The sequence below is a fragment of the Hymenobacter actinosclerus genome (genome assembly GCF_900111515.1).
GTDB lineage: Bacteria > Bacteroidota > Bacteroidia > Cytophagales > Hymenobacteraceae > Hymenobacter > Hymenobacter actinosclerus.
Genome location: NZ_FOHS01000002.1, coordinates 978,164 through 996,732, shown reverse-complemented (window position 1 = coordinate 996,732; position 18,569 = coordinate 978,164). Strand labels below are relative to the sequence as shown.

General features: G+C 63.3%; 21 protein-coding genes. 3 read left to right on the top strand and 18 right to left on the bottom strand.

Translation table 11 applies throughout. The features are described 5' to 3' along the window. Positions 1 to 6 precede the first annotated feature (6 nt). The 3 genes from BMY67_RS10555 to BMY67_RS10545 form a co-directional block, all read right to left on the bottom strand. Positions 7 to 1,362 carry an MBL fold metallo-hydrolase gene (locus BMY67_RS10555; RefSeq protein WP_092771202.1) on the bottom strand — a complete coding sequence of 452 codons (1,356 nt, stop codon included), beginning with the start codon at positions 1,360 to 1,362 and terminating at the stop codon, positions 7 to 9. A gap of 94 nt (positions 1,363 to 1,456) precedes the next feature. Then, positions 1,457 to 2,272: a sulfite exporter TauE/SafE family protein gene (locus tag BMY67_RS10550; protein ID WP_092771200.1), complete on the bottom strand. Its 816-nt coding sequence runs from the start codon at positions 2,270 to 2,272 to the stop codon at positions 1,457 to 1,459. A gap of 73 nt (positions 2,273 to 2,345) precedes the next feature. After that, the gene (locus BMY67_RS10545) at positions 2,346 to 2,663 is read right to left on the bottom strand and encodes an ArsR/SmtB family transcription factor (protein WP_245744993.1); all 318 of its coding nucleotides are present in this window, start codon (positions 2,661 to 2,663) and stop codon (positions 2,346 to 2,348) included. Between the two features lie 441 nt (positions 2,664 to 3,104). Between BMY67_RS10545 and BMY67_RS10540 the strand changes: the two genes are divergently transcribed. Further along, positions 3,105 to 3,473 (top strand): hypothetical protein, encoded by a 369-nt coding sequence (locus BMY67_RS10540; RefSeq protein WP_092771198.1) that lies wholly within the window; start codon positions 3,105 to 3,107, stop codon positions 3,471 to 3,473. A 245-nt stretch (positions 3,474 to 3,718) separates the two neighbouring features. Next, positions 3,719 to 4,336, top strand: a complete 618-nt coding sequence (locus BMY67_RS10535) for a TlpA family protein disulfide reductase (RefSeq protein WP_245744991.1) — start codon at positions 3,719 to 3,721, stop codon at positions 4,334 to 4,336. A gap of 271 nt (positions 4,337 to 4,607) precedes the next feature. Here the strand turns inward: BMY67_RS10535 and BMY67_RS10530 are convergent, their stop codons facing one another. Then, entirely contained in the window at positions 4,608 to 4,964 is a 357-nt protein-coding gene (locus BMY67_RS10530) for a hypothetical protein (RefSeq protein WP_143069776.1), read from the bottom strand. Between the two features lie 145 nt (positions 4,965 to 5,109). Further along, the gene (locus tag BMY67_RS10525; RefSeq protein WP_177189782.1) at positions 5,110 to 5,421 is read right to left on the bottom strand and encodes a cupin domain-containing protein; all 312 of its coding nucleotides are present in this window, start codon (positions 5,419 to 5,421) and stop codon (positions 5,110 to 5,112) included. 228 nt (positions 5,422 to 5,649) lie between these two features. Between BMY67_RS10525 and BMY67_RS10520 the strand changes: the two genes are divergently transcribed. Then, on the top strand, positions 5,650 to 6,237 hold the full coding sequence (locus BMY67_RS10520) for a Crp/Fnr family transcriptional regulator (RefSeq protein WP_092771192.1): 588 nt from the start codon (positions 5,650 to 5,652) through the stop codon (positions 6,235 to 6,237). A gap of 86 nt (positions 6,238 to 6,323) precedes the next feature. On the opposite strand, the gene BMY67_RS10515 is transcribed toward BMY67_RS10520, so the two are convergent. From BMY67_RS10515 to BMY67_RS10455, 13 genes are all read right to left on the bottom strand, one after another. Then, a complete protein-coding gene (locus BMY67_RS10515; protein ID WP_092771190.1) occupies positions 6,324 to 6,560 on the bottom strand; it encodes a hexameric tyrosine-coordinated heme protein in 237 nt (78 codons plus the stop codon). Between the two features lie 79 nt (positions 6,561 to 6,639). After that, positions 6,640 to 7,239, bottom strand: a complete 600-nt coding sequence (locus BMY67_RS10510) for a sce7726 family protein (RefSeq protein ID WP_092771188.1) — start codon at positions 7,237 to 7,239, stop codon at positions 6,640 to 6,642. A gap of 112 nt (positions 7,240 to 7,351) precedes the next feature. Continuing rightward, the gene (locus BMY67_RS10505; RefSeq protein WP_092771186.1) at positions 7,352 to 7,582 is read right to left on the bottom strand and encodes a hypothetical protein; all 231 of its coding nucleotides are present in this window, start codon (positions 7,580 to 7,582) and stop codon (positions 7,352 to 7,354) included. A 145-nt stretch (positions 7,583 to 7,727) separates the two neighbouring features. Beyond that, positions 7,728 to 8,408, bottom strand: a complete 681-nt coding sequence (locus tag BMY67_RS10500; protein WP_092771184.1) for a type 1 glutamine amidotransferase domain-containing protein — start codon at positions 8,406 to 8,408, stop codon at positions 7,728 to 7,730. 49 nt (positions 8,409 to 8,457) lie between these two features. Continuing rightward, positions 8,458 to 8,775, bottom strand: a complete 318-nt coding sequence (locus tag BMY67_RS10495) for a putative quinol monooxygenase (RefSeq protein WP_092771182.1) — start codon at positions 8,773 to 8,775, stop codon at positions 8,458 to 8,460. 23 nt (positions 8,776 to 8,798) lie between these two features. Then, positions 8,799 to 9,956, bottom strand: coding sequence for an iron-containing alcohol dehydrogenase (locus BMY67_RS10490; protein WP_092771180.1), 1,158 nt, complete (start codon positions 9,954 to 9,956; stop codon positions 8,799 to 8,801). A gap of 98 nt (positions 9,957 to 10,054) precedes the next feature. Beyond that, positions 10,055 to 11,053, bottom strand: coding sequence for an NADP-dependent oxidoreductase (locus BMY67_RS10485; RefSeq protein ID WP_092771178.1), 999 nt, complete (start codon positions 11,051 to 11,053; stop codon positions 10,055 to 10,057). A 100-nt stretch (positions 11,054 to 11,153) separates the two neighbouring features. Next, a complete protein-coding gene (locus BMY67_RS10480; protein WP_092771176.1) occupies positions 11,154 to 11,591 on the bottom strand; it encodes an organic hydroperoxide resistance protein in 438 nt (145 codons plus the stop codon). A gap of 33 nt (positions 11,592 to 11,624) precedes the next feature. After that, positions 11,625 to 12,086, bottom strand: a complete 462-nt coding sequence (locus tag BMY67_RS10475; protein WP_092771173.1) for a MarR family winged helix-turn-helix transcriptional regulator — start codon at positions 12,084 to 12,086, stop codon at positions 11,625 to 11,627. Positions 12,087 to 12,222: 136 nt separating this feature from the next. Continuing rightward, complete coding sequence (locus BMY67_RS10470; RefSeq protein ID WP_092771171.1) at positions 12,223 to 12,522, bottom strand: rhodanese-like domain-containing protein; 300 nt, start codon at positions 12,520 to 12,522, stop codon at positions 12,223 to 12,225. Positions 12,523 to 12,632: 110 nt separating this feature from the next. Next, entirely contained in the window at positions 12,633 to 14,522 is a 1,890-nt protein-coding gene (locus BMY67_RS10465; protein WP_092771169.1) for a hypothetical protein, read from the bottom strand. A 130-nt stretch (positions 14,523 to 14,652) separates the two neighbouring features. Beyond that, positions 14,653 to 15,438 carry a PASTA domain-containing protein gene (locus BMY67_RS10460; protein ID WP_092771166.1) on the bottom strand — a complete coding sequence of 262 codons (786 nt, stop codon included), beginning with the start codon at positions 15,436 to 15,438 and terminating at the stop codon, positions 14,653 to 14,655. Between the two features lie 150 nt (positions 15,439 to 15,588). Further along, entirely contained in the window at positions 15,589 to 18,369 is a 2,781-nt protein-coding gene (locus BMY67_RS10455; RefSeq protein ID WP_092771164.1) for a D-alanine--D-alanine ligase family protein, read from the bottom strand. Positions 18,370 to 18,569: the final 200 nt, after the last annotated feature.

The window sequence follows — 18,569 nt, the reverse complement described above, 5'->3', positions numbered from 1 at the left end:
GGTGCGTTAGTGAGCCGCGCCGGCCAGTTGGAAGGACTTCACGGCCTCGCCTAAATCGAGCACCTCGGTGCCGGGCAGCACCGGGGCCACGATGCTGGCGCCGGCGGCCGAGCGGTAGCCCCCGGCGCAATGCACCACCACGGGCTTACCAGTCGGAATTTCGTGGGCCCGCTCGCGCAGCTCGGGCAGCGGAATGCTGATGGCGCCCTCGAAAATAGGCTCGTCGCGGTGCTCCACCCGGTTGCGGATGTCCACGATGGTGTAGTCGGCGGGGTGCTGGCGGAACTGCTCCACGTCGAGCTTCGGCAGGGTCGCCTCAGTGGCCGGCGAGCCCACCAGGGCCCCTGCAATCAGGCCTTCGTAACCAATTTTGGCAGTTTTGCTGATCAGGTTTTCCAGCGTGGCCTCGTCGGCGGCTACCAGATAGAACGGCTCGTCGGGGCCAATAATCGAGCCCAGCCAGGTTTCGAACTTGCCGCCCTGCTGAATGTTGAGGGCGCCCCCGGCGTGGCCCTGCTTGAACTCAGCTTCGGGGCGGGTATCAACTACCAGCACGCCGCTAGTCAGCCTGGCGTCGGCGTTCAGGCGCGGCACCTGCTGCACGCTGGGGGCATAGGCGGGCGCGCCGGCCTTGTTCAGGGCCACATCGTGCCCGAAGTATTTAGGAATGAAGGGCTGGTCGGCCAGCAGCTCCCGCACGAACTCCTGCTCGCTCATAGCGCGCAGCATCGGGTTGCCGAATTTTTCATCGGCGATGGTGCTGCTGTTGGCGCCGCTCAGGGCCTTGCCGCAGAGGCTGCCCGCGCCGTGGGCCGGGTATACCAGCACGTCGCCGGCCAGCGGCATGAGCTTGTCGCGCAGCGAGTGGTACAGCTGGCGGGCCAGCTCCTCACGCCTGGCGGTCAGGTTGCCGGCTTTCTCGCGCAGGTCGGGCCGGCCCACGTCGCCGATAAACAGCGTGTCGCCGGTGAAAGCGGCCACGTCGCGGCCCTCGCGGCTGAGGATGATGGTGATGGAATCGGGCGAGTGGCCGGGCGTGTTCAGGGCCCGAAACGTGAGCTTGCCGCTGGTAAACGCCTGGCCTTCATCGAACGTCTCGTGCGCATAATCTGCCCCCAATAGCTTGCTGACGCGGATAGTGGCGCCCGTGTGCTCGGCAATTTCGCGGTGCGAGCTTACGAAGTCGGCGTGCGGGTGGGTTTCGATGACACTCACGATTTTGGCGTCGTGCTTCTGGGCGTAGTCGTAGTAGGGCTGTGGGTCGCGGGCCGGGTCGATGAGCACGATTTCGCGGGCGCACTCGCTGAGGATGGCGTAGGCAAAGTGGGCCAGGCCCTTGTCTTCAAACTGTTCGATTTTCATGGTAGGGGTGATTAGGGAATGAAGAAAGTCGCAAAAAAGCGGGTTGACTTATGCGCTGGATCAGCAGGTTGGTATAACCCGGGCGGGCCGGAGCCTAGGGCGTGAACACCAGCTCGCGCAGCAGAATAAAGGTGCCCATGGCCAGCGTGAACCAGCCGAAAGCCGGTTTGAGCCGGGCGCCCGGAATGAAGCGGGCCAGGTAGGTGCCCAGCACAATGCCGGCCAGCGCGAAGGCCAGAAAGCCCAGCAGAAAGCCCCAGGCGATGGGCGTGCCGGCGCTCAAATCGCCCGTAAAGCCTATAAGCGAGTTAAGCGAAATGATGGCCAGCGAGGTACCCACGGCCAGTTTCATGGGCAGGCGGGCCCCCAGCACCAGCGCCGGAATAATGAGGAAACCGCCGCCCGCGCCCACGAAGCCCGTCAGGCCCCCCACCACCAGGCCGATGCCCAGAATGAGCGGATAGTTGAAGGCCTGCTGGCGGTGCAGGTCCTCATCCAGCACCACCTCGGCCTGCTTGCTGCGAATCATGGAAGTAGCGGCCACCACCATCAGCACGGCAAACGCCACGAGCACCAGCAGGTCTTTGGTGAACACGAGGCGGCCCAGCGTGAACAGCTCGTGCGGGATGGCCGGCATGAGCAGCTTGCGCACCGCAAACACCGACAGCAGCGACGGAATAAGAAAGATAACCGCCGTTTTCAGCGAAACCAGGCCCTTGCGGAAGTAGCCCGCCGCCCCCACCACCGAAGTCGAGCCTACCACGAACAGCGAGTACGCCGTGCTGAGCACCGGACTCACGCCCATCAGATACACCAGCACCGGGACGGTGAGAATAGAGCCGCCGCCGCCCATAATGCCAAGCGAAAGGCCAATGAAGATGGCGGAGAAATAGCCGAAGTAGGGGAGCATGCGGGAAGCGGCAGAACGTATGTAGGTATGAAGGAGTATTCATGTATTTCGGCCTAAAAAAAGGCCGGACCTCTTACAGAAAAGTGCATCCGGCCAGGCACTGAATCACGTCGACTACCTCGCGCATTTTCAGCGAATAGAGAATGTTCTTGCCGTCGCGCTGGCTGCCCAGAATACCCTTGAGCTTCATGCCCGTCAGGTGGTGGGAGAGGAGGCTCTGCTCGACTTGCAGCTTCTCGCTGATATCGGTCACCGACAGGCTTTCCTGCTGGGCCAGCAGCTGCACGATGGCGATGCGCGTGGGGTGGGCCGTGGTTTTAAGAATGAAGGCCACCTTCTCCATCTTCTCGGTGGTCAGGTTCAGGTCGGCAGGAGCAGTGGGAGTATTCATAGGAAGCCACAAAGGTATGTTCATTTGTTCATGTATACAACGTGGCAGTATGGTTTGGTTCCATAAAGCAAGGCTTAGCCATTAGCTTTTAGTTAATAGCGGTTGTCTTTTGCTCTGATAGTTAATGCATTAAGCTGGAATAGATGGCTGTTTAACTCACAGCAAGTACTTATCACTTCGCCAGCCAATTGGCTTCATTAATAGACTCATAAGTAGCCAGCGACGGTAGTAAACGTCCGTTTAATTGATAATGCTGCCCAGCAATGGGGCTGCGTTACAGCGGTTAGGGGCGACTCCGGACGGAGCCTGATTTGCCACCTGCTGCGCCGGTAACGGCACGCTTTGTGTGCGGTCGGCTGCCACTGCGTTGCGGCCCCTGGTGGCTTTGCTGCCGGCCGGTTGCTGAAAATGTGCGCACCTTTGCCTGCGGTTCCGTTGTCTATGCCCCGTTTACTGGCCCATCTGCTGTTGCTGCTCTATGCGGGATTTTTCCTGCATTGCCAGCCGCTGCCCGCCCGGGCCAGGGCCACCGCAACCAGCTACAACACCCGCCCGGAGCCGGCCCGCCCCGGATTCTGCAAAAAGAAGGTGCCAGCCGTACAGGCCAGCCCACCGGCCGACTACGCCCAAAGCGTGAAAGCCAAGCTGCCCCCACTGCATCTGGTTCCGGGCAGTTTTGCAGCCGTGTTTTTCGGGCTGCTGTTCCCGGCCGATGCAGCCGGTATTGCGCCCGCCCGCGGCCCTGCCAGCGGCCCGGCGCAGGTCTTCGCCAATCACCCCAACAAGGCCCCGCCCGTTCGTTTCTCGTAGGAAAACGCAATTTGGAGCCGGGTGCAACATCCGGTTGGCTGCTCTCATTTGCCGGGGCAGTAGCCGGCTTTTTTACGCCCGCCCAGCTGCGGGCCAGTATTACTGCGCCCGGCGCATCTGCACGACAGTGCCCTGAGCCCCTTTTTCTGCTGCATCGGCCCGGTAAACTTGCCCGGCCGGTGGTCGGGGTTTGCTCCGCGGCCCCCTTTCAATCCTTTGTTGTCTCGCTTTTGAATTACCTGATTATGAATCGTAAAACTCTCATATCGTGGCTCCCGCTGGCCCTTTTTGCCCTTGTGCTGTTCACCCCGCTACGTACGCCGGTCATGGGCACGCTGCAGCGCGGACTGCTGGCTACGGGCCTGTGGAACGCTGATGCGCCGGCTGAGTTAGCGCCGGCCGAAACCGCCACTACGCCCATAGTAGCGGCGGCTGGCGCGGCCTACCCGCACAACCTGCCGCTGCTCACGCTCGATGGCAAACACGTAAACCTGAGCGACCTGAAAGGCAAGGCGGTGTTCGTGAATCTGTGGGCCACCTGGTGCCCGCCCTGCGTGGCCGAAATGCCTGGCATCCACGCCCTGTACAAGAAAATGGACCCTAAAAAGGTGGCCTTCGTGATGATTTCGCTGGATGAGAATCCGGCCAAGGCCCAGGCCATGCTCAAGCGCCAGGGCTACACGTTCCCGGCGTATTTCCCCCTGGGTCCGCTGGCCGCGCCGTTCGACTCGAACTCCATCCCGTCAACCATCATCCTCGACCCTAACGGGCAGGTAGTAGCCCGCCACGATGGCATGGCCGAGTACGACACGCCCGAGTTCAAAGCGGCCCTCGAAAACCTGACGCGGCCGGCAAAGAACTAGCCTCGTTCACCCAGCAGCGTCGCCCGGCTAATACCGGGGTAGAGTCAGGCCGTGCCCTGGGGCAAATTTTGAGTTCATGTACGGAATGTAGAGACGCAACACCCGGTACAGCAACCTGAAAATTGCTGTAAAATTCAGTTTGGTGCCGTAACAATCAGCGCCGCCACGTCCCGGCAATTGCGGGAGCGTGGCGGCGCTGATTGTTGAGTTAGCTTAAAAGGATGGCGTCGCTACAGCGTGCCTGGTTAACCCAAGCAGCTTACAGGGCGGCTCAGGTGGCAGGCATGCTCAGGGCCGTGAACAGGTAGTACGCGCCCCAGCTCAGAAACACCAGCATGCTGGCCCACACCCAGGCGGGCACGCTCTGCGGTGTTTCGGAGGCTTTGATAACGAACGAATCGGTCCGCTCGCTGCCGTAGGCCGTTACCGTCAGCGGCAGCACATCCGACACTATATCGTCGGGGCTGAGGCCCAGCACCGTAATGGCCGGCCCGTTGCGCACCACGAACGGGATGCGCTGCACGCCCTCCTGGCCGCTGGAGGAGCGGGCCACCACGCGCAGCTTGCAGCTCCACGTGCCGCACCACGCCGCGCTCATCGCGCACCGGGGCCGTGCCGCCCAGCTCATTGTTGGTAAGCTGAAAGTTGTGCGCCCGCTGACGGGCCACAATGGTGGCCAGCTGGGCGGGCGTGAGGTTGGTTACGGTTTCGTCGAAGCGGCCGGCTGGGTGAGCGTCGGCCCCTCGGCCGGGGCTGGGCTGGCCGCCCCGCGCCTAGCGGTAAATAACAATACGGGCCGCCTCGTGGCAGACCAGAGAATGCGGCGCCCCCACCGGGAAAATCACGTAGTCGCCGGCTTCCACATCTACCGTCTGCTCTTCCTGGGTGATGGACAGCCGGCCGGCCAGCACCACGACCAGCACGTCGCCGCCGTCGTGGTGGTGCGTAGGCATGGTTTCGCCGGCTTCGAGGGTTTTATAGATAATGCGCTGGCCGTCTTTGTTGAGCAGCACGTGGCCTTTCTGAGGACCGAGGGCTTGGTGGCGGCCGTTGAGAAGGCTGCCGGATTTCATAGGAGCGTGCATAAACTGATGCTTGGGGGGGAAAAGGAGCCGGCAACCCGCCGGCAGGGGGCCAGTGGCCGTTGCGTAGGCAAAGGTTGCCGCCCTCGCCCCCGCCCCTTTATGACCTGGCGCATACGCTGCCCCTATTTCTGGGCGGCGCGCCCGGCGCCCGGGGGCGTCAAACCCCATGAATTAGCTTGTTTGCCAAGGAGTGGCGAGCTTTGAGGCTTTCCAACACCTAAAAGCCGGATGATAGAAGTTGAAATTCTGGAGCAGTTCGGGGCCACCCAGAAGAGCTTAGCCAAAGGCGAAATCCTGTTTGACGAGGGCGAGCCAGCTCAATTCTACTATCAGATTCTGCACGGCGAAATGCGGATGGTGAACCGCATCGAGGACGGTACCGAGTTTTTGCAGGGCATTTTTCAGGCCGGGCAGAGCCTGGGCGAGCCGCCGTTGTTCGGGGCGTTTCCGTACCCCGCCTCGGCGGTAGCCAGCCAGCCCACCGTGCTGCTGCGCCTGGCTTACCCGGCCCTGCTGGAGCTACTGCGCCAGAACTTCGACATTCATCAGCGCCTGTTCGCTACGCTGGCCAAGCGCCTCGAATACAAGTCGATGCAGGCCTGCGAGATGTCGAGCTACCCCGCTGCTCACCAACTCCTCACGCTGCTGGACTACTTCAAGCGCCAGGCCGGCAGCCCGCCCAGCTACCTCGTTACCCTAACCCGCCAGGAGCTGGCCGACCTCACCGGCCTGCGCGTCGAAACCGTCATCCGCACCGTCAAGCAACTGGAGCTGGAGGGCAAACTGGCGCTGCGCGACGGGAAAATTGTGCTCTGATGCCTCGCCACCGGGCCCGCCTTTCCGCGCCCTCCGCCTTGTTGAGAAGAGCTTAAGCTGAGGCAGGTCCGGCGCCGGGCCGGCTTCTAGCGCCAGTAATTGTTGGCCGCGGCAATGGTGGCAAACTCGATGGCCACCGTGTGGGTAACGGCCAGTAGCATGGCCGCATCGCTGGCGTACACCTCGCGCAGCTGCTCGCGAATCTGCGCATCAGGCTGGGTGGCTTTTACAATGAGGCGGCTCATGCGCACGGCTAGCTGGCGGCCCTCTTCGGGCGTAGCGGTGAGCAGGCTGTTGTTCGGAACCAGGGTTACGGCGTCCATGGGCAGGAAAAAAAGTGAGTGGGAAGGGCCAGGCTGCGGCTGAATGCCGGGCGCGGGCGTCGTCAAGATACTTTGAAAATCAGTGCTTCGGGCGCCGCTTGCGCCGGCTGGCAACCCGGTCGCGCTCGGCTTTGCGTTCGGCCCGCATCAGCAGCCGTTCCTCGTAGCGGCTCAGCAGCTGGCGGCGCACGAAGTGGGCGAGGTCGGAGAGCGAAACCAGGCGGGTGGTGCGCAGGAAGCTGAGAATGTCGCGGCGGCGCAGCACGCTCACACCCGGCAGGCCCTGGGCCAGCAGAAACTGCTTGATTTCGGACACGCGTAGCAGCCCGGCCACGGCGGGCCGCTCGACGGTGGCGTTGTACTGGGCCGGCCGGTGCAGGTGCAAACCGGCGGGCGAAGCTACCAGCACGCCCACCCACTCGGGCAGCAGCGGCAGCAGCCTGGCCAGGTGCTTCTCGGTGACGACGAAGGTGACGAAATCGTAGGCCCGGCCGTAGCAGGGCAGCTGCCGGGGCACCCGCTGCAGCGTATCGGCGTCGCCCTTCAGCTCGTAGCCGTGCATGAACTGCTCGGTGATGTGCACCACATCGGCGCGGGTAGTGCCGGTGGGCAGCTCGTCAATAAAAACCCCGCCCGTCAGCAGCGGGTACAGCAAAGGGCGGATATCCGCGTCGTTCATTTTAGGGTTGAGCTACAGGCTACAAGCCGCAAGCCGCAAGCTGCAAGCTGTAAGCCGCAAGCTACAAGCCAACGTTGAACATCAGCTTGCGGCTTGCGGCTTGCAGCTCAAACTAAATAACCCGCACCCGGTCGCGGTGCGTATCGTCGCGCAGAATTTCGAGGCCCTTGTAGGCCAGGGGGCGGCCGGTGTTGTGGGTCAGGCCGTCGTTTTCGTAGAGGTGGGCCACATCGAGCACCAGCTGAGTGTACTTTCGCTCGCCCAGTTCAATGGCCACCGGACGGCCGCTGTCGGAATCGAAGGAGGCCAGGGCCTGGTCAATTTCCGCTAAAATCTTACTCATAGCTCAGAAGGACGGGTACGCGGAGGAAATATAGAAAGATGCGCGCAGTTATGCGGCGGCGGCCGGCCGAAGCCGTTCAAAAAAACGGCCCCGCCCACTCCGGTAGGAGTGGGCGGGGCCGTTGTAGGGTTGCAAACGCAGCCGCTTACTTTTTAAGCAGTTTCAGCAGGGCTTCGGCGGCCGGCTCCGAGGAGGCAGGGTTCTGACCCGTGATGAGGTTGCCGGCCTGGGTGACGTAGGGGGCCCAGTCGGCGCCTTTCGAATAGTTGCCGCCGTTGGCTTTCAGCATGTCCTCCACCAGGAAAGGCACCACCTTAGTCAGCTGCACGGCTTCCTCTTCCGAGTTTGTGAAGCCGGCCACCGATTTGCCTTTTACCAGCGGCTCGCCGTTGGCGGCCTTCACGTGGCGCAGCACGCCGGGCGCGTGGCACACGGCGGCCACGGGCTTGCCGGCGGCGTACATGCTCTCAATCAGCTCAATCGACTTCTTGTCCTCGGCCAAATCCCAGAGCGGGCCGTGGCCGCCGGGGTAGAACACGGCGTCGTAATCGGCCCCCGAAACTGAGGCCAGCTTTACGGTCGAGGCCAGAGCCTGCTGGGCCTCGTGGTCGGCTTTGAAGCGCTTGGTGGCGTCGGTCTGGGCGCTGGGGTCGTCGCTCTTGGGGTCGAGCGGGGGCTGGCCGCCCTGGGGCGAGGCCAGCGTGAGGGTGGCGCCGGCATCCTTGAACACGTAGTAGGGCGCGGCGAATTCTTCGAGCCAGAAACCGGTTTTTTCGCCGGTGTTGCCAAGGGCAGCGTGCGAGGTGAGCACCATCAGAATTTTCATGGGAATCAGATTTTAAGGGAAAATGATAAAGCGCGGTAAGGCAAACGGCCTACAGCGTGGGGGCCAGGACGTAGCGCGCAACGCTGCGCTCGGCCAGCAGGGGCACAATCTGGGCCACTACAATCTGCTGGAAATGCTCGGAATCGATGTGGGCCTGCAGGGCCTCGGGACCGGCGTACTGCTCATACATGAACAGGTGGGCCTCGTCGGCGGGGTCGACGTGCACGGTGTACACAAGGTTGCCCGGCTCCCGGCGGCGCACGGCGGCGGCAGCCTGCTGCATGAGTGCCAGCACCTCGGCCGCGTGCCCCGGCTGCACGCGCCACTCGGCGGCTACGCAGATGATGGTAGAGGAAGAAGTGTCCATTGAAACAGTAGCAGAAAAGCGGCTTACAGGGCCAGGGTGAGAATTTTTTCCACGTCGGCGACCTGCAAATCCTGCCGCTCGCCCAGGTCTTTCACGCCGCGCTCGGTAAAGCGCCGCACAATGTGCCCAATGGTTTCGGCGCCCACTTCGTAGTCGGCGAGGCGAGTTTTGATGCCCAGCTGCTCGAAGAAAGCCACCGTGGCCTGCACGGCCGCTTCGGCGCGCTCCTCGTCGGTGCCCTGGCTGATGTTCCAGACGCGCTGGCCGTACTGCACCAGCTTTTCGAGCTTGCCGGCCTGGCGGTAGCGCAGCATAGGCGGCAGCACAATGGCCAGGGTGCGGGCGTGGTCGATGCCGTGCAGGGCGGTCAGCTCGTGGGCCACGTAGTGCGTGCTCCAGTCGGTAACTACGCCGGCCGCCAGCGTGCCGTTGAGGGCGTTGGTGGCGCTCCACATGAAGTTGGCCATGGCGTCGTAATCCGTAGGATTTGCCAGCACCTTGGGGCCTTCCTCAATCAGGGTCAGCAGTACGGCCTCAGCCAGGCGGTCCTGCAACGGCGTGTTGATGGGGTAGGTGAGGTACTGCTCCAGCACGTGGGTAAAGGCGTCGGCAATGCCGTTGGCAATCTGGCGCGGAGGTAGGGTAAAGCAGGTTTCGGGGTCGAGAACCGAGAATTGCGGGAAGGTGAGCGGCGAGCTGAAGGCCAGCTTCTCCTGGGTTGCCACGCGGGTAATCACCGCGCCCGAGTTCATTTCGGAACCCGTGGCGGGCAGCGTGAGCACAGACCCGAACGGCACGGCGCGGGCTACTTTGGCTTTCCTGGCCAGAATGTCCCAGGGCTCGGCGCCCTCAAACGGAATAGCGGCGGCAATGAACTTGGTGCCATCGAGCACCGAGCCGCCGCCCACGGCCAGCAGGAACGTGACCTGCTCGGCCCGGCCCAGCTCCACGGCCCGCATTAGCGTTTCGTAGTGCGGGTTGGCCTCGATGCCGCCGAATTCGACGGTTTCGAAGCCGGCCAGCGCGGCCTTCACCTGGTCGTAGACGCCATTTTGCTTGATGCTTCCGCCGCCGTAGGTAATAAGCACTTTCGCGCCGGCCGGAATCCGGGCCGTGAGGGCGGCAATCTGGCCCTTGCCAAAGAGAATACGAACGGGATTATAGAACTGAAAATTCTTCATGAGTCAGGGGAAAAGGCGCGCCGTTGTGCGGGCCGGCGGCGTATGCCCGGGGCCGCCCCGCGGGGCCGCCAAAAGTTGAAAAGCAGTAGCAGGAGCCGCTAGGCCACCTTCACTACGGCCTTGCCGGTGTTGTCGCCTTCAAACAAGCCCAGGAAAGCGGCCGGAATCTGGTCGAAGCCCTCGGTAACGGTTTCCTCGAATTGCAGCTTGCCCTGCTCGTACCACTCGGCCAGCTGCCGCGAGCCCTCGGGCCAGCGGCTGTGGTAGTCGCTCACGATGAAGCCCTGGAGCTTGCTGCTGGTTTTGAGCAGCTTGCCCTCGGGCCGCGGACCCGTGGGTACTTCGGTGGCGTTGTAGGTTGAAATCTGGCCGCAGACGGCAATGCGGGCGTGCTTGTTGAGCAGGTCGTACACGGCGTCGGTGATGGGGCCGCCCACGTTGTCAAAGTAGCAGTCTACGCCGTTGGGCGCGGCGGCGGCCAGGGCCTTGGGCACGTCGGCGGTTTTGTAGTTGATGGCCTCATCGAAGCCCAGCTCCTTTAGGTAGGCCACTTTCTCGTCGGTGCCGGCCGTGCCAATCACGCGGGCACCCTTGATTTTGGCCAGCTGGCCCACCACCATGCCCACGGCCCCGGCCGCGCCGGACACTACCACCGTTTCGCCTTCCTGGGGCTCGCAGATGTCGAGCAAACCGAAGTACGCCGTCAGGCCGGTCATGCCCAGCAGGCCCAGGTAGTAGCTGGCGGGCGCTTTGCCCTCGGCCGGCAGGGGCTGGAGCATTTTGGCTTGCGCCACGCTGAACTCCTGCCAGGGCAGGTTGCCTACCACCAGGCGGCCCACCGGCAGGTTCTCAGCCTGGCTTTCCACTACTTCCGCCACTACGCCGCCCGCTATGGGCTCGCCCACCTTAAAGGGCTCAACGTACGATTTGGCGCTGCTCATGCGGCCCCGCATGTAGGGGTCCACGCTCACGTAGCGGGTTTTCAGGAGCACTTCGCCGCTTTGCAGCGCGGGCAGTTCGCGGGTTTCGAACCGGAACTGGGCTTCGGTGGGCGCGCCCTGGGGGCGGCTGGCGAGCAGAATGGTGTTGGTTTTCATAGGATAGTTTTTAGTTGTCGGTTGCTAGTTGTCAGTTGTCAGTTATCAATGAGCCGTTGGCCTGACAACTGACAACTGACAACCAAAAACTGACAGCTACTTAAGCGGCGGTGGTCGTCGTCAGGTTGACTTCGATGTTGCCACGGGTGGCACGCGAGTAGGGGCAGATGCCGTGGGCGGCCTCTACCAGCTGCTCGGCCTGGGCCTGCTCGAAGCCGGGCAGGTTCACGTGCAGGTCGGCCGAGATGCCGTAGCCGCCGTCTTCGGCCTGGCCGAAACCGATGAGGGCTTCCACCGTCACGTCCTGGAGCTTCACGCCGGCCTGGCGGGCGGCTACGCCGAGGGCACCCTCGAAGCAGGCAGCGTAGCCGGCCGCGAACAGCTGCTCGGGGTTGGTGGCGCCGGCTTTGCCGGGGCCGCCCATTTCCTTGGGCGTGCTCAGCGTGAGGTTCAGCACGTCGTTGTTGGTGGTTACGGCGCCGTCGCGGCCGCCTTTGGCTTTGGCCTGGGCCGTGAATACTTTGTTGGTGAGTTTCATGGGTACTGAAGAAAGAAAGAGAGAAAGAAAAGGCTATTGCAGCCGGGTAAGTAAGTGGTTGAGCTGGGTGCGCAGCGCAATGAATTCGGCCTCCGGCATGCCCAGGCGGTCCAGCAGCTGCTCCGGAATCCGGCAGGCCGGCCCGCGCAACGCCTCGCCCGCCGGCTCCAGACTGATAATAACTGACCGTTCGTCGTGGGGGGCGCGGCGGCGGCGAAGCCACTGCCGCTGCTCCATGCGCTTGAGCAACGGAGTAAGCGTGCCCGAATCGAGCAGCAGGTGCTCGCCCAGCTCCTTTACCGTTAGCTCCTGGTGTTCCCAAAGCAGCAGCAGCACCAGGTATTGCGGGTAGGTGAGGCCCAGCTCCAGCAACAGCGGCTGGTAGGCCTTAGTGAGCATCCGGGAAGCGGCGTACAGCGGAAAGCACAGCTGGTTTTCCAGCCGCAACAGCGGGTTGGGGGTGTCGGACGGCAAAGGGTGGGAAGAGTCAGCCATGGTAAGTAGAACGTAAATTAATTGCATAAGTTTTAATTGTGTGCAATTAATTAATAGAAAAGAATTGACCAGAAGCCGTAAGTGGTTTCTGATCAACTATATAATCTGTCAACAAAGAAGCAGGGCGGTGGTGCCGCTAGGCTTTCTGGTAGCCCTGGATTCCGCCAATCAGGTTGCGGACCTGGGTAAAGCCCTGCTGCTGCAAAAACGCTTTGGCAGTGGCCGAGCGGCTGCCGCCCTTGCAATGCACAACTACTTCCTGGTCGCGCAGGTCTTCCAGCTCCTCTACTTTACCAGGCAGCTCGCCCAGCGGAATGTTACGGCTACCGTCGATGCGGCTTTCTTCGTTTTCCCAGGTTTCGCGCACATCAATGATAACGGGCGCGGTACCCTGGGCCAGGCGGTCTTTCAATTCATCGGCCGTAATGTCGGTCATAGCAAAGCAGCAAGAGCAGTGGAAAGCCCCGGATGGAAAGGAGGGCGGTGAGAGTTCAGGCGCAACAATAGCAAAAAAACCAGACAAAAAGCGTTTATCCCATTTCGAGACTACCGCCCACCCACGGCCAGCCGTTGCGTCAGCACCTGGCCGTCGGGCAGTAGCAGGCGCACGAAATACAGGCCGGCAGCCAGGGGCAGCTGCAATTCGGGGCGGCCGGCCTCGGCGGCGGGCTGCTGCCACACCACCCGGCCCAGCGCATCGAGCACGGTGGCCTGGCGGTAGGGGCCCGGCACGCGCACCCGGCCGTCGGGTGTGGGGTTAGGGGCCAGGAGGTAGCGGGCCGCTACGTCGGCCGGCGCGGAGGCGGTTACCACGCTGCCCCCCATCAGCGGCCGCAGCATCAGGGCCCCGGCCGGGCTGTAGTTGGTGGCGGGGTTGAAGGGCGCCAGGGCCCCCTGCACGCCGGAGTACAGGTAATTAGGGGGCGAGGCATTGTTGAGGTCGTAGCCGAACTCCACGAACTGCGACGTGGGCGCCTGGCCGTAGCCGGCAAAGAAGCTGCCGCTCACTTTCACCGGCACGTCAAACACCACCTCTATATAAGACTGACCAGCCGGCAGCGTGAGGGGCACGGTAAAGGTTTTGGTAGCCTTGGGCTGGGCACCGGGCAAGAGTATGCCGTTGGTCCGGACGGCGGCCGAATCCCAGATGGCGGCCGTGAGCGTGCGGCCGGCCGCCGTGGTCAGCACCGGGTACAGGCGCAGGGCCCGCACCTGGTCGGGCTGGTTGAGGTCGAAGCGCAGGGCGTAGTAGCTGGGCGGACCGGTGGAGGCGGGCGCCAGGCTCAGCGAGGCCTCGGCCGTACCATCGTCGTAGGCAAAATAGTCGCTCAGATCGGTGCGGCGGCTGATGGTGTCGTTGGCGAGCGTGCGCGGGTCGGTTTCGTTGGTGATAAGGATAAGCCGCTGCCGCAGCTGCTTGGCGGCGGGCGTAACGGGCACGGCGGCCACACTGGCCTCGCCCATTATCGGGTACTGCCGGGCCCCGGCATCGAGCGAGGCGTTGCCCCGCAGAAAGCGCGAGCTGGTGTTATCGGGCAGCACATCGAGCAGGCCCAGCCAGGTAATAGGGGTAGGAGCGGGGCCACCATCGAGGTTGTTGGCCGTGGTAACAGCCGTGGTGGCGGTGCGCGACGCCAGCTCGCGGGTGGGGCTGGCGTTGAACTGGTTGACCGGCATGGCCGTATAGCGGCGCAGGGCGCTGGGCAAAGGCTGGCTGGTGGCAATGTCGCGGAAGGTCGAGTCGGTGGCCGAGCGGTTGCGGTCGAGGCGCACATAGTCCACGCTCCAGGCGTCGCGGGCGTTGTAGAGGTAGCCGCTGGTGCGAATCCGGAACTGGAAACCGCCGTGCAGGTACGCCGCCTGGTCGATGGGCAGGGCCTTGAAGCGGAAGTTGGTCGTATCGCCCGGACTGTTCAGCCGCCATACCTCGTTCCAATTCTTGTCTTTGTCCTTGAACTCGACATAGAGAGCAATGGGGCGGGTGCCGCTGGGCTCGGGCCGGCCGCGCCGGGTGCCGGCCTGCCAGAAAAAGCTCAGATAAATCTTATCGGTGGGCAGCAGTCCGCTCAGGTCGATGGGCTGCGAGGTCAGCGAATCGGCGTCGCCGATGCGCCCGACGGCGCCGCGGGGCCGGCCCTGCCCGTCGAGGCCGTCGAGGGTGGCCACGTTGCGCGAAATCGGGCGGCGCGGGTAGCGGTTGTTCACCAGCGCCCCGCCCGTGGTTTCCCAGCGCTGGGCATCGGGCCGGCCCTCGGGCTGGCGCGCGAAATCATCGAAAAACGGCAGCGGCAGCACCACCGCCCGCCGGGCCGGGCCGGCCTCATTCACCAACGCATGGGCCGGCTCCGAGCCCAGCGGCCGCAACTGCTGGCTTTGGCCAGGAAAGGAACTCAGCAGTAGCGCCAGGGCCGGCAGAAAACGGTAGCAGTAATTCATAGATTGGTAAAAAAAGCGGGTTGCGGGCGGCGCAACGGGTACCTGTTGCGCTCAGCAGTACGCCAATAAACGAAACAAGGTCCGCTGGCGTGCAACGAACCCTGTTTTTTTGAGCTGACCGCTGACGAAACTACTCTACTCCCTTCAGGGGGCCGGAGCCGGCCACCCACAAATCCACGAGCTGGCCCATGCGGATGGTGCTGCCGGCGCCGGGCACCGGGCGCTGCTTAACTACCGTGCCGTCGGTTTCGCCGTTGCGGGCCGGCTGGTAGAATATTTCGCCCACCTGCAGGCCCTGGCCCACGAGCAGGGTAGTGGCCTCATCGGCGGGCATGTTCACGAGGTTGGGCACCGGAAATTCCTGGTTGCCCAGCCCGTCGCCCACCTCCAGATCCACGCGGGTGCCTTTGGTGATGGGGTCGCCGGCCGCAATTGCCTTCCCGTTCACCGACTGCTGCAGCACGGCATCCTTCTGAATATTGGGCACGAATTTAAGCTGACCGACTACCAGATCGTAGCTTTTGAGAATCATCTGGGCGTTTTTCACCGAGCCGTCGGTGAGCTTGGGCATCTTGATGACGGGCGGGTTTTTCATCGACACCGTTACGTAGAGCTTGCGGCCTTCCTTCACCTGCTCGCCCGCCTTGGGCTCCTGTTGCAGCACCGTGCCGGGCTTGAGGCCGGCGTTGTAGGTGCTGTCGTCGATCAGGTAATCCAGGTTGCGCTCGTCGAGGTAGTCCTCCAGGTCGGCCTGGTTCATGCCCGTTACCTTGGGCACCACAATGGTTTCGCCGTGGTTGGTCGTGATAGGCAGATACACCTGGAAAAACCCGAACACCAGCGCCCCCACGAGCACCAGAATAATGAGCAGGTGCTTGAACAAATCGGCCGGCGTATCGGAGCGGAGAAAGGACATTATTATAGAGAAGCTAGGAGTTAGGAGCTAGGAAGTAGGAGGGCAAAGGTAGAGGATTGGTACGGTGTGAGGTAGAGTGGATAAAATAGGGTGTCATGCTAAGCGCAACGGAGTGGAGTCGAAGCATGACACCCTGTTTTATCCATCCACTTAGCCCGCCACTACCGCCTGCTGCTGCTCGGTGCGCTGCTTGCCGAACTCCAGAATCCGGTCGATGAACTGGTAGGGCGTGTAGCCGGCCAGCGCCGTCTGGTGGAAGATGCAGGTGGCGGGCGTCATGCCGGGCAGCGAGTTCACCTCGATGATGAGTACCTCCACTTCGCCGTTCGAGCGCACCCGCACGAAGGCGTCGATGCGGGCGTAGCCCTGAATCTGCAGGATTTCGGCCACCCGGCGCAGCTCCTTTTTCACTTCTTCCGAAATGCGCTGGCGCTCCTGGGGGTCGGGGGCGTAGCGGGCCGGGGTGATGTTCTGGCCCTCGCCGGCCAGAAACTTCTCTTCCAGGCTCAGCACCTCGCCCGTGGCCAGGGCCTCCGAGGCTTCGAACACCTCGATTTCCAGCTCGCCATCCGGGCCCCAGTGCGTGAGCAGGCCGCCGGTTACTTCCAGGAAGTGCGCCGCGCCGTCGCGGTCAATCAGGGTTTCCACCAAGAAGGCCTCCTTGCGCGGGAATTCCTCCTTGAAGCCCAGGCTGAGCGTGGTGGCGTCGGCGGGCAGCAGGTCTTCCTGGTCGCGAAAAATGAGGTGGGTGAAGGCCTCCAGTTCCGCGCGGTTCTTGATTTTTTTCACCGCCGACGAGCAGCCGTCGTCGGCGGGCTTGGCGATGAAGGGGTAGGGGAACTGGGTTTCCAGCGCCCGGAAGAAGCTTTCGGCGTCGGCTTCCCACTCGGTGCGGGCGGCCATGCGGTGCCCGGCCACCCGCAGGCCGGCCTCGCGCAGGCGGCGGTTGGTGTCGAACTTGTTGATGGTAACCTGGCTGCTGGCCACGCCCGAGCCGTTGTAGGGCAGGCCCAGCTTTTCGAGCCGCTGTTGCAGCGCGCCGTCTTCGCCGGGGCGGCCGTGCAGGGCAATAAACACCTCATCCACCATGCCGGCCAGCTCCTCGAACGACACCTGGCGCGGCTGCGTAGCGGTCTGCCCGGCGTAAGTGCTCGTGATGCTGTGGGCTTCCTGGCGGATGCGCGCCAGGATGGGGTGCGTTTCGTGTCCGGCCTCGTGGTGCTCGATTTTCTCGCGGATGTCGTCGGCGTTGTCCTTGAGCATCACGTTGATGGGCAGCACGTACAGCCGGAACTCGGCGCTGCTGCCGGTCAGGAACACCGGCACCGGCTCGTACTTGACGCTGGAGCTGAGCTTCTCGTAGATGTTGCGCCCGCTCTCCACCGAAATGTGCCGCTCCGAGGAGTAGCCACCCATAATCACGGCTACCTTAATGCGCTGCTGCTCGCCCGCGGCCCGCGCGGCCACGGCCGCATCGAGGCGGGCCAGCTGCGCCGCTAGCTTCACCGGCCGCAGTCCGGCCCGGCGGCGGGCGGCCAGCGAGGTGCGAATCAGGTAGGTGAGGAACTGGCTGGGGTTGAGGCCGATTTCGGCCGCCTGGTGGAAGAAGAACGAGGCCGGCAGCATGCCGGAGGTCGTGTTCGGGTCGTTGAGGAAGATGGTGCCGTCGGCCGCCTGGATGAAGCCGTCGAGGCGGGCGTACACCTGGAAGCCGAAGGTGGCAAACATCATCTGGGCCTGCTGGCGGATGCGCTCAATATCAGCCTCGGGCAGGTCGATGGGCGTGATTTTGCGGGCCAGACCGGGCAGGTACTTCGAGCGGTAGTCGAACATTTCCTCGCCCTTCACAATCTCGGTCGGCGGCAGCGCCAGCGGCTGGCCATTGGGGTCTTCGAGCACGATACACGAAAACTCGCGCCCCTGCACGAAGCCCTCCACCAGCACCTGGCTCTCGCCCTCCACGCTCGTCAGCCGCACGCTGTCGGCCGTCGCCAGCCGCTCGTTCAGCGCGTCCAGCAACTCCTCGGGCCGGTAGATCAGTTGCCGATTGCCGGTTGCCGGTTGCCGGTTGGCGGTCGAAGAAGGTTCATCTGCAACTGACAACTGGTCACTGGCAACCGGCAACTCAAGGATAACCGGCAGGCCGATGCCTTCGCGGATGTCGACCAGGCGCTGGAGCCAGCTGATTTTCTGGGCGTCGCTCAGGGCCTGCCACTCGGTTTGCGTGACGGTTTTGCGGAACAGGCTCCGCTCGATGGCCGCCGCGAACTGAGCTACGTCAGCCTCGCGCAGGATGCTGATGCCGATGCTGCTGCCCTGGCGCGGGGCCTTGAACACCAGCGGCAACCCCAGCTCGCGCACCAGGTAGCTTAGCGTGGCTTCGGGGTCGGCGGCGTCCCACTCTTCGGCCGTAATCAGCCGGAAATCGGGCGTAGGCTGGCCCAGGGCTTTGAGCAGCTTCTTCTGGGCCACCTTATCAATACCGAAAGCCGAAGGCAGGATTCCGGAACCCGAATACGGGATGCCGTACCACTCCAGCAGGCCCTGAACGGCCCCGTCTTCGCCGCCCGGCCCGTGCAGGGCCAGGAAGGCGAAGTCGATGAGCGTGGCCAGCTCGCGTGGTTCCACGCGGCGGCCTACTTCGCTGATAATGCGGTCCTGCTCCTCCGGGCTCAGCTCGCCCAGGCTCTCGAAGTAGAGCTGCACCGGCACGCGGCTGGCCGGCAGCGCCGACACGGGCGGGTAAAAGTCGCGGATGGTGCCCTTGTAAATGAACTCCCAGTTGAGCAGAATGAAGTTGCCGCTGCTGTCGACAAACACCGGCACAGCCTCAAACAGGGCCTTATCGAGGTTGTCGTACACCGTGCGGCCACCCGCAAAACTAATTTCCCGCTCCCGCGACGGGCCGCCAAAGAAGATGCCTATTTTCATACGAGGGCAAAGGTACGGCTTTGGGGGGATGGGGTGAAAGAGTGGCTGTCAGGAAACGGATAATATAGCGGACCAGGGCGTTGAAAAGGGGGGCAGGGGCTCGCATTCGCTTGCCACCCAGTGCGGGTGCGGGTGCTAAGCCACTCCGACGCTGGTAACAGCCCTTCAGCGCAGCACAAGCGTGGTGGAATGAGGGCCGG

Excerpts from the sequence above, each read along its gene's own strand:
- BMY67_RS10540 (WP_092771198.1), top strand. The coding sequence starts at position 3,105 with ATGCCCCGTTTACTGGCCCATCTGCTGTTGCTGCTCTATGCGGGATTT.
- BMY67_RS10555 (WP_092771202.1), bottom strand. The coding sequence starts at position 1,362 with ATGAAAATCGAACAGTTTGAAGACAAGGGCCTGGCCCACTTTGCCTAC.
- BMY67_RS10550 (WP_092771200.1), bottom strand. The coding sequence starts at position 2,272 with ATGCTCCCCTACTTCGGCTATTTCTCCGCCATCTTCATTGGCCTTTCG.
- BMY67_RS10510 (WP_092771188.1), bottom strand. The coding sequence starts at position 7,239 with ATGAACGACGCGGATATCCGCCCTTTGCTGTACCCGCTGCTGACGGGC.
- BMY67_RS10460 (WP_092771166.1), bottom strand. The coding sequence starts at position 15,438 with ATGTCCTTTCTCCGCTCCGATACGCCGGCCGATTTGTTCAAGCACCTG.
- BMY67_RS10470 (WP_092771171.1), bottom strand. The coding sequence starts at position 12,522 with ATGACCGACATTACGGCCGATGAATTGAAAGACCGCCTGGCCCAGGGT.
- BMY67_RS10475 (WP_092771173.1), bottom strand. The coding sequence starts at position 12,086 with ATGGCTGACTCTTCCCACCCTTTGCCGTCCGACACCCCCAACCCGCTG.
- BMY67_RS10500 (WP_092771184.1), bottom strand. The coding sequence starts at position 8,408 with ATGAAAATTCTGATGGTGCTCACCTCGCACGCTGCCCTTGGCAACACC.
- BMY67_RS10485 (WP_092771178.1), bottom strand. The coding sequence starts at position 11,053 with ATGAAAACCAACACCATTCTGCTCGCCAGCCGCCCCCAGGGCGCGCCC.
- BMY67_RS10465 (WP_092771169.1), bottom strand. The coding sequence starts at position 14,522 with ATGAATTACTGCTACCGTTTTCTGCCGGCCCTGGCGCTACTGCTGAGT.
- BMY67_RS10525 (WP_177189782.1), bottom strand. The coding sequence starts at position 5,421 with ATGCACGCTCCTATGAAATCCGGCAGCCTTCTCAACGGCCGCCACCAA.
- BMY67_RS10530 (WP_143069776.1), bottom strand. The coding sequence starts at position 4,964 with ATGAGCTGGGCGGCACGGCCCCGGTGCGCGATGAGCGCGGCGTGGTGC.
- BMY67_RS10480 (WP_092771176.1), bottom strand. The coding sequence starts at position 11,591 with ATGAAACTCACCAACAAAGTATTCACGGCCCAGGCCAAAGCCAAAGGC.
- BMY67_RS10515 (WP_092771190.1), bottom strand. The coding sequence starts at position 6,560 with ATGGACGCCGTAACCCTGGTTCCGAACAACAGCCTGCTCACCGCTACG.
- BMY67_RS10505 (WP_092771186.1), bottom strand. The coding sequence starts at position 7,582 with ATGAGTAAGATTTTAGCGGAAATTGACCAGGCCCTGGCCTCCTTCGAT.
- BMY67_RS10535 (WP_245744991.1), top strand. The coding sequence starts at position 3,719 with ATGAATCGTAAAACTCTCATATCGTGGCTCCCGCTGGCCCTTTTTGCC.
- BMY67_RS10520 (WP_092771192.1), top strand. The coding sequence starts at position 5,650 with ATGATAGAAGTTGAAATTCTGGAGCAGTTCGGGGCCACCCAGAAGAGC.
- BMY67_RS10490 (WP_092771180.1), bottom strand. The coding sequence starts at position 9,956 with ATGAAGAATTTTCAGTTCTATAATCCCGTTCGTATTCTCTTTGGCAAG.
- BMY67_RS10455 (WP_092771164.1), bottom strand. The coding sequence starts at position 18,369 with ATGAAAATAGGCATCTTCTTTGGCGGCCCGTCGCGGGAGCGGGAAATT.
- BMY67_RS10545 (WP_245744993.1), bottom strand. The coding sequence starts at position 2,663 with ATGAATACTCCCACTGCTCCTGCCGACCTGAACCTGACCACCGAGAAG.
- BMY67_RS10495 (WP_092771182.1), bottom strand. The coding sequence starts at position 8,775 with ATGGACACTTCTTCCTCTACCATCATCTGCGTAGCCGCCGAGTGGCGC.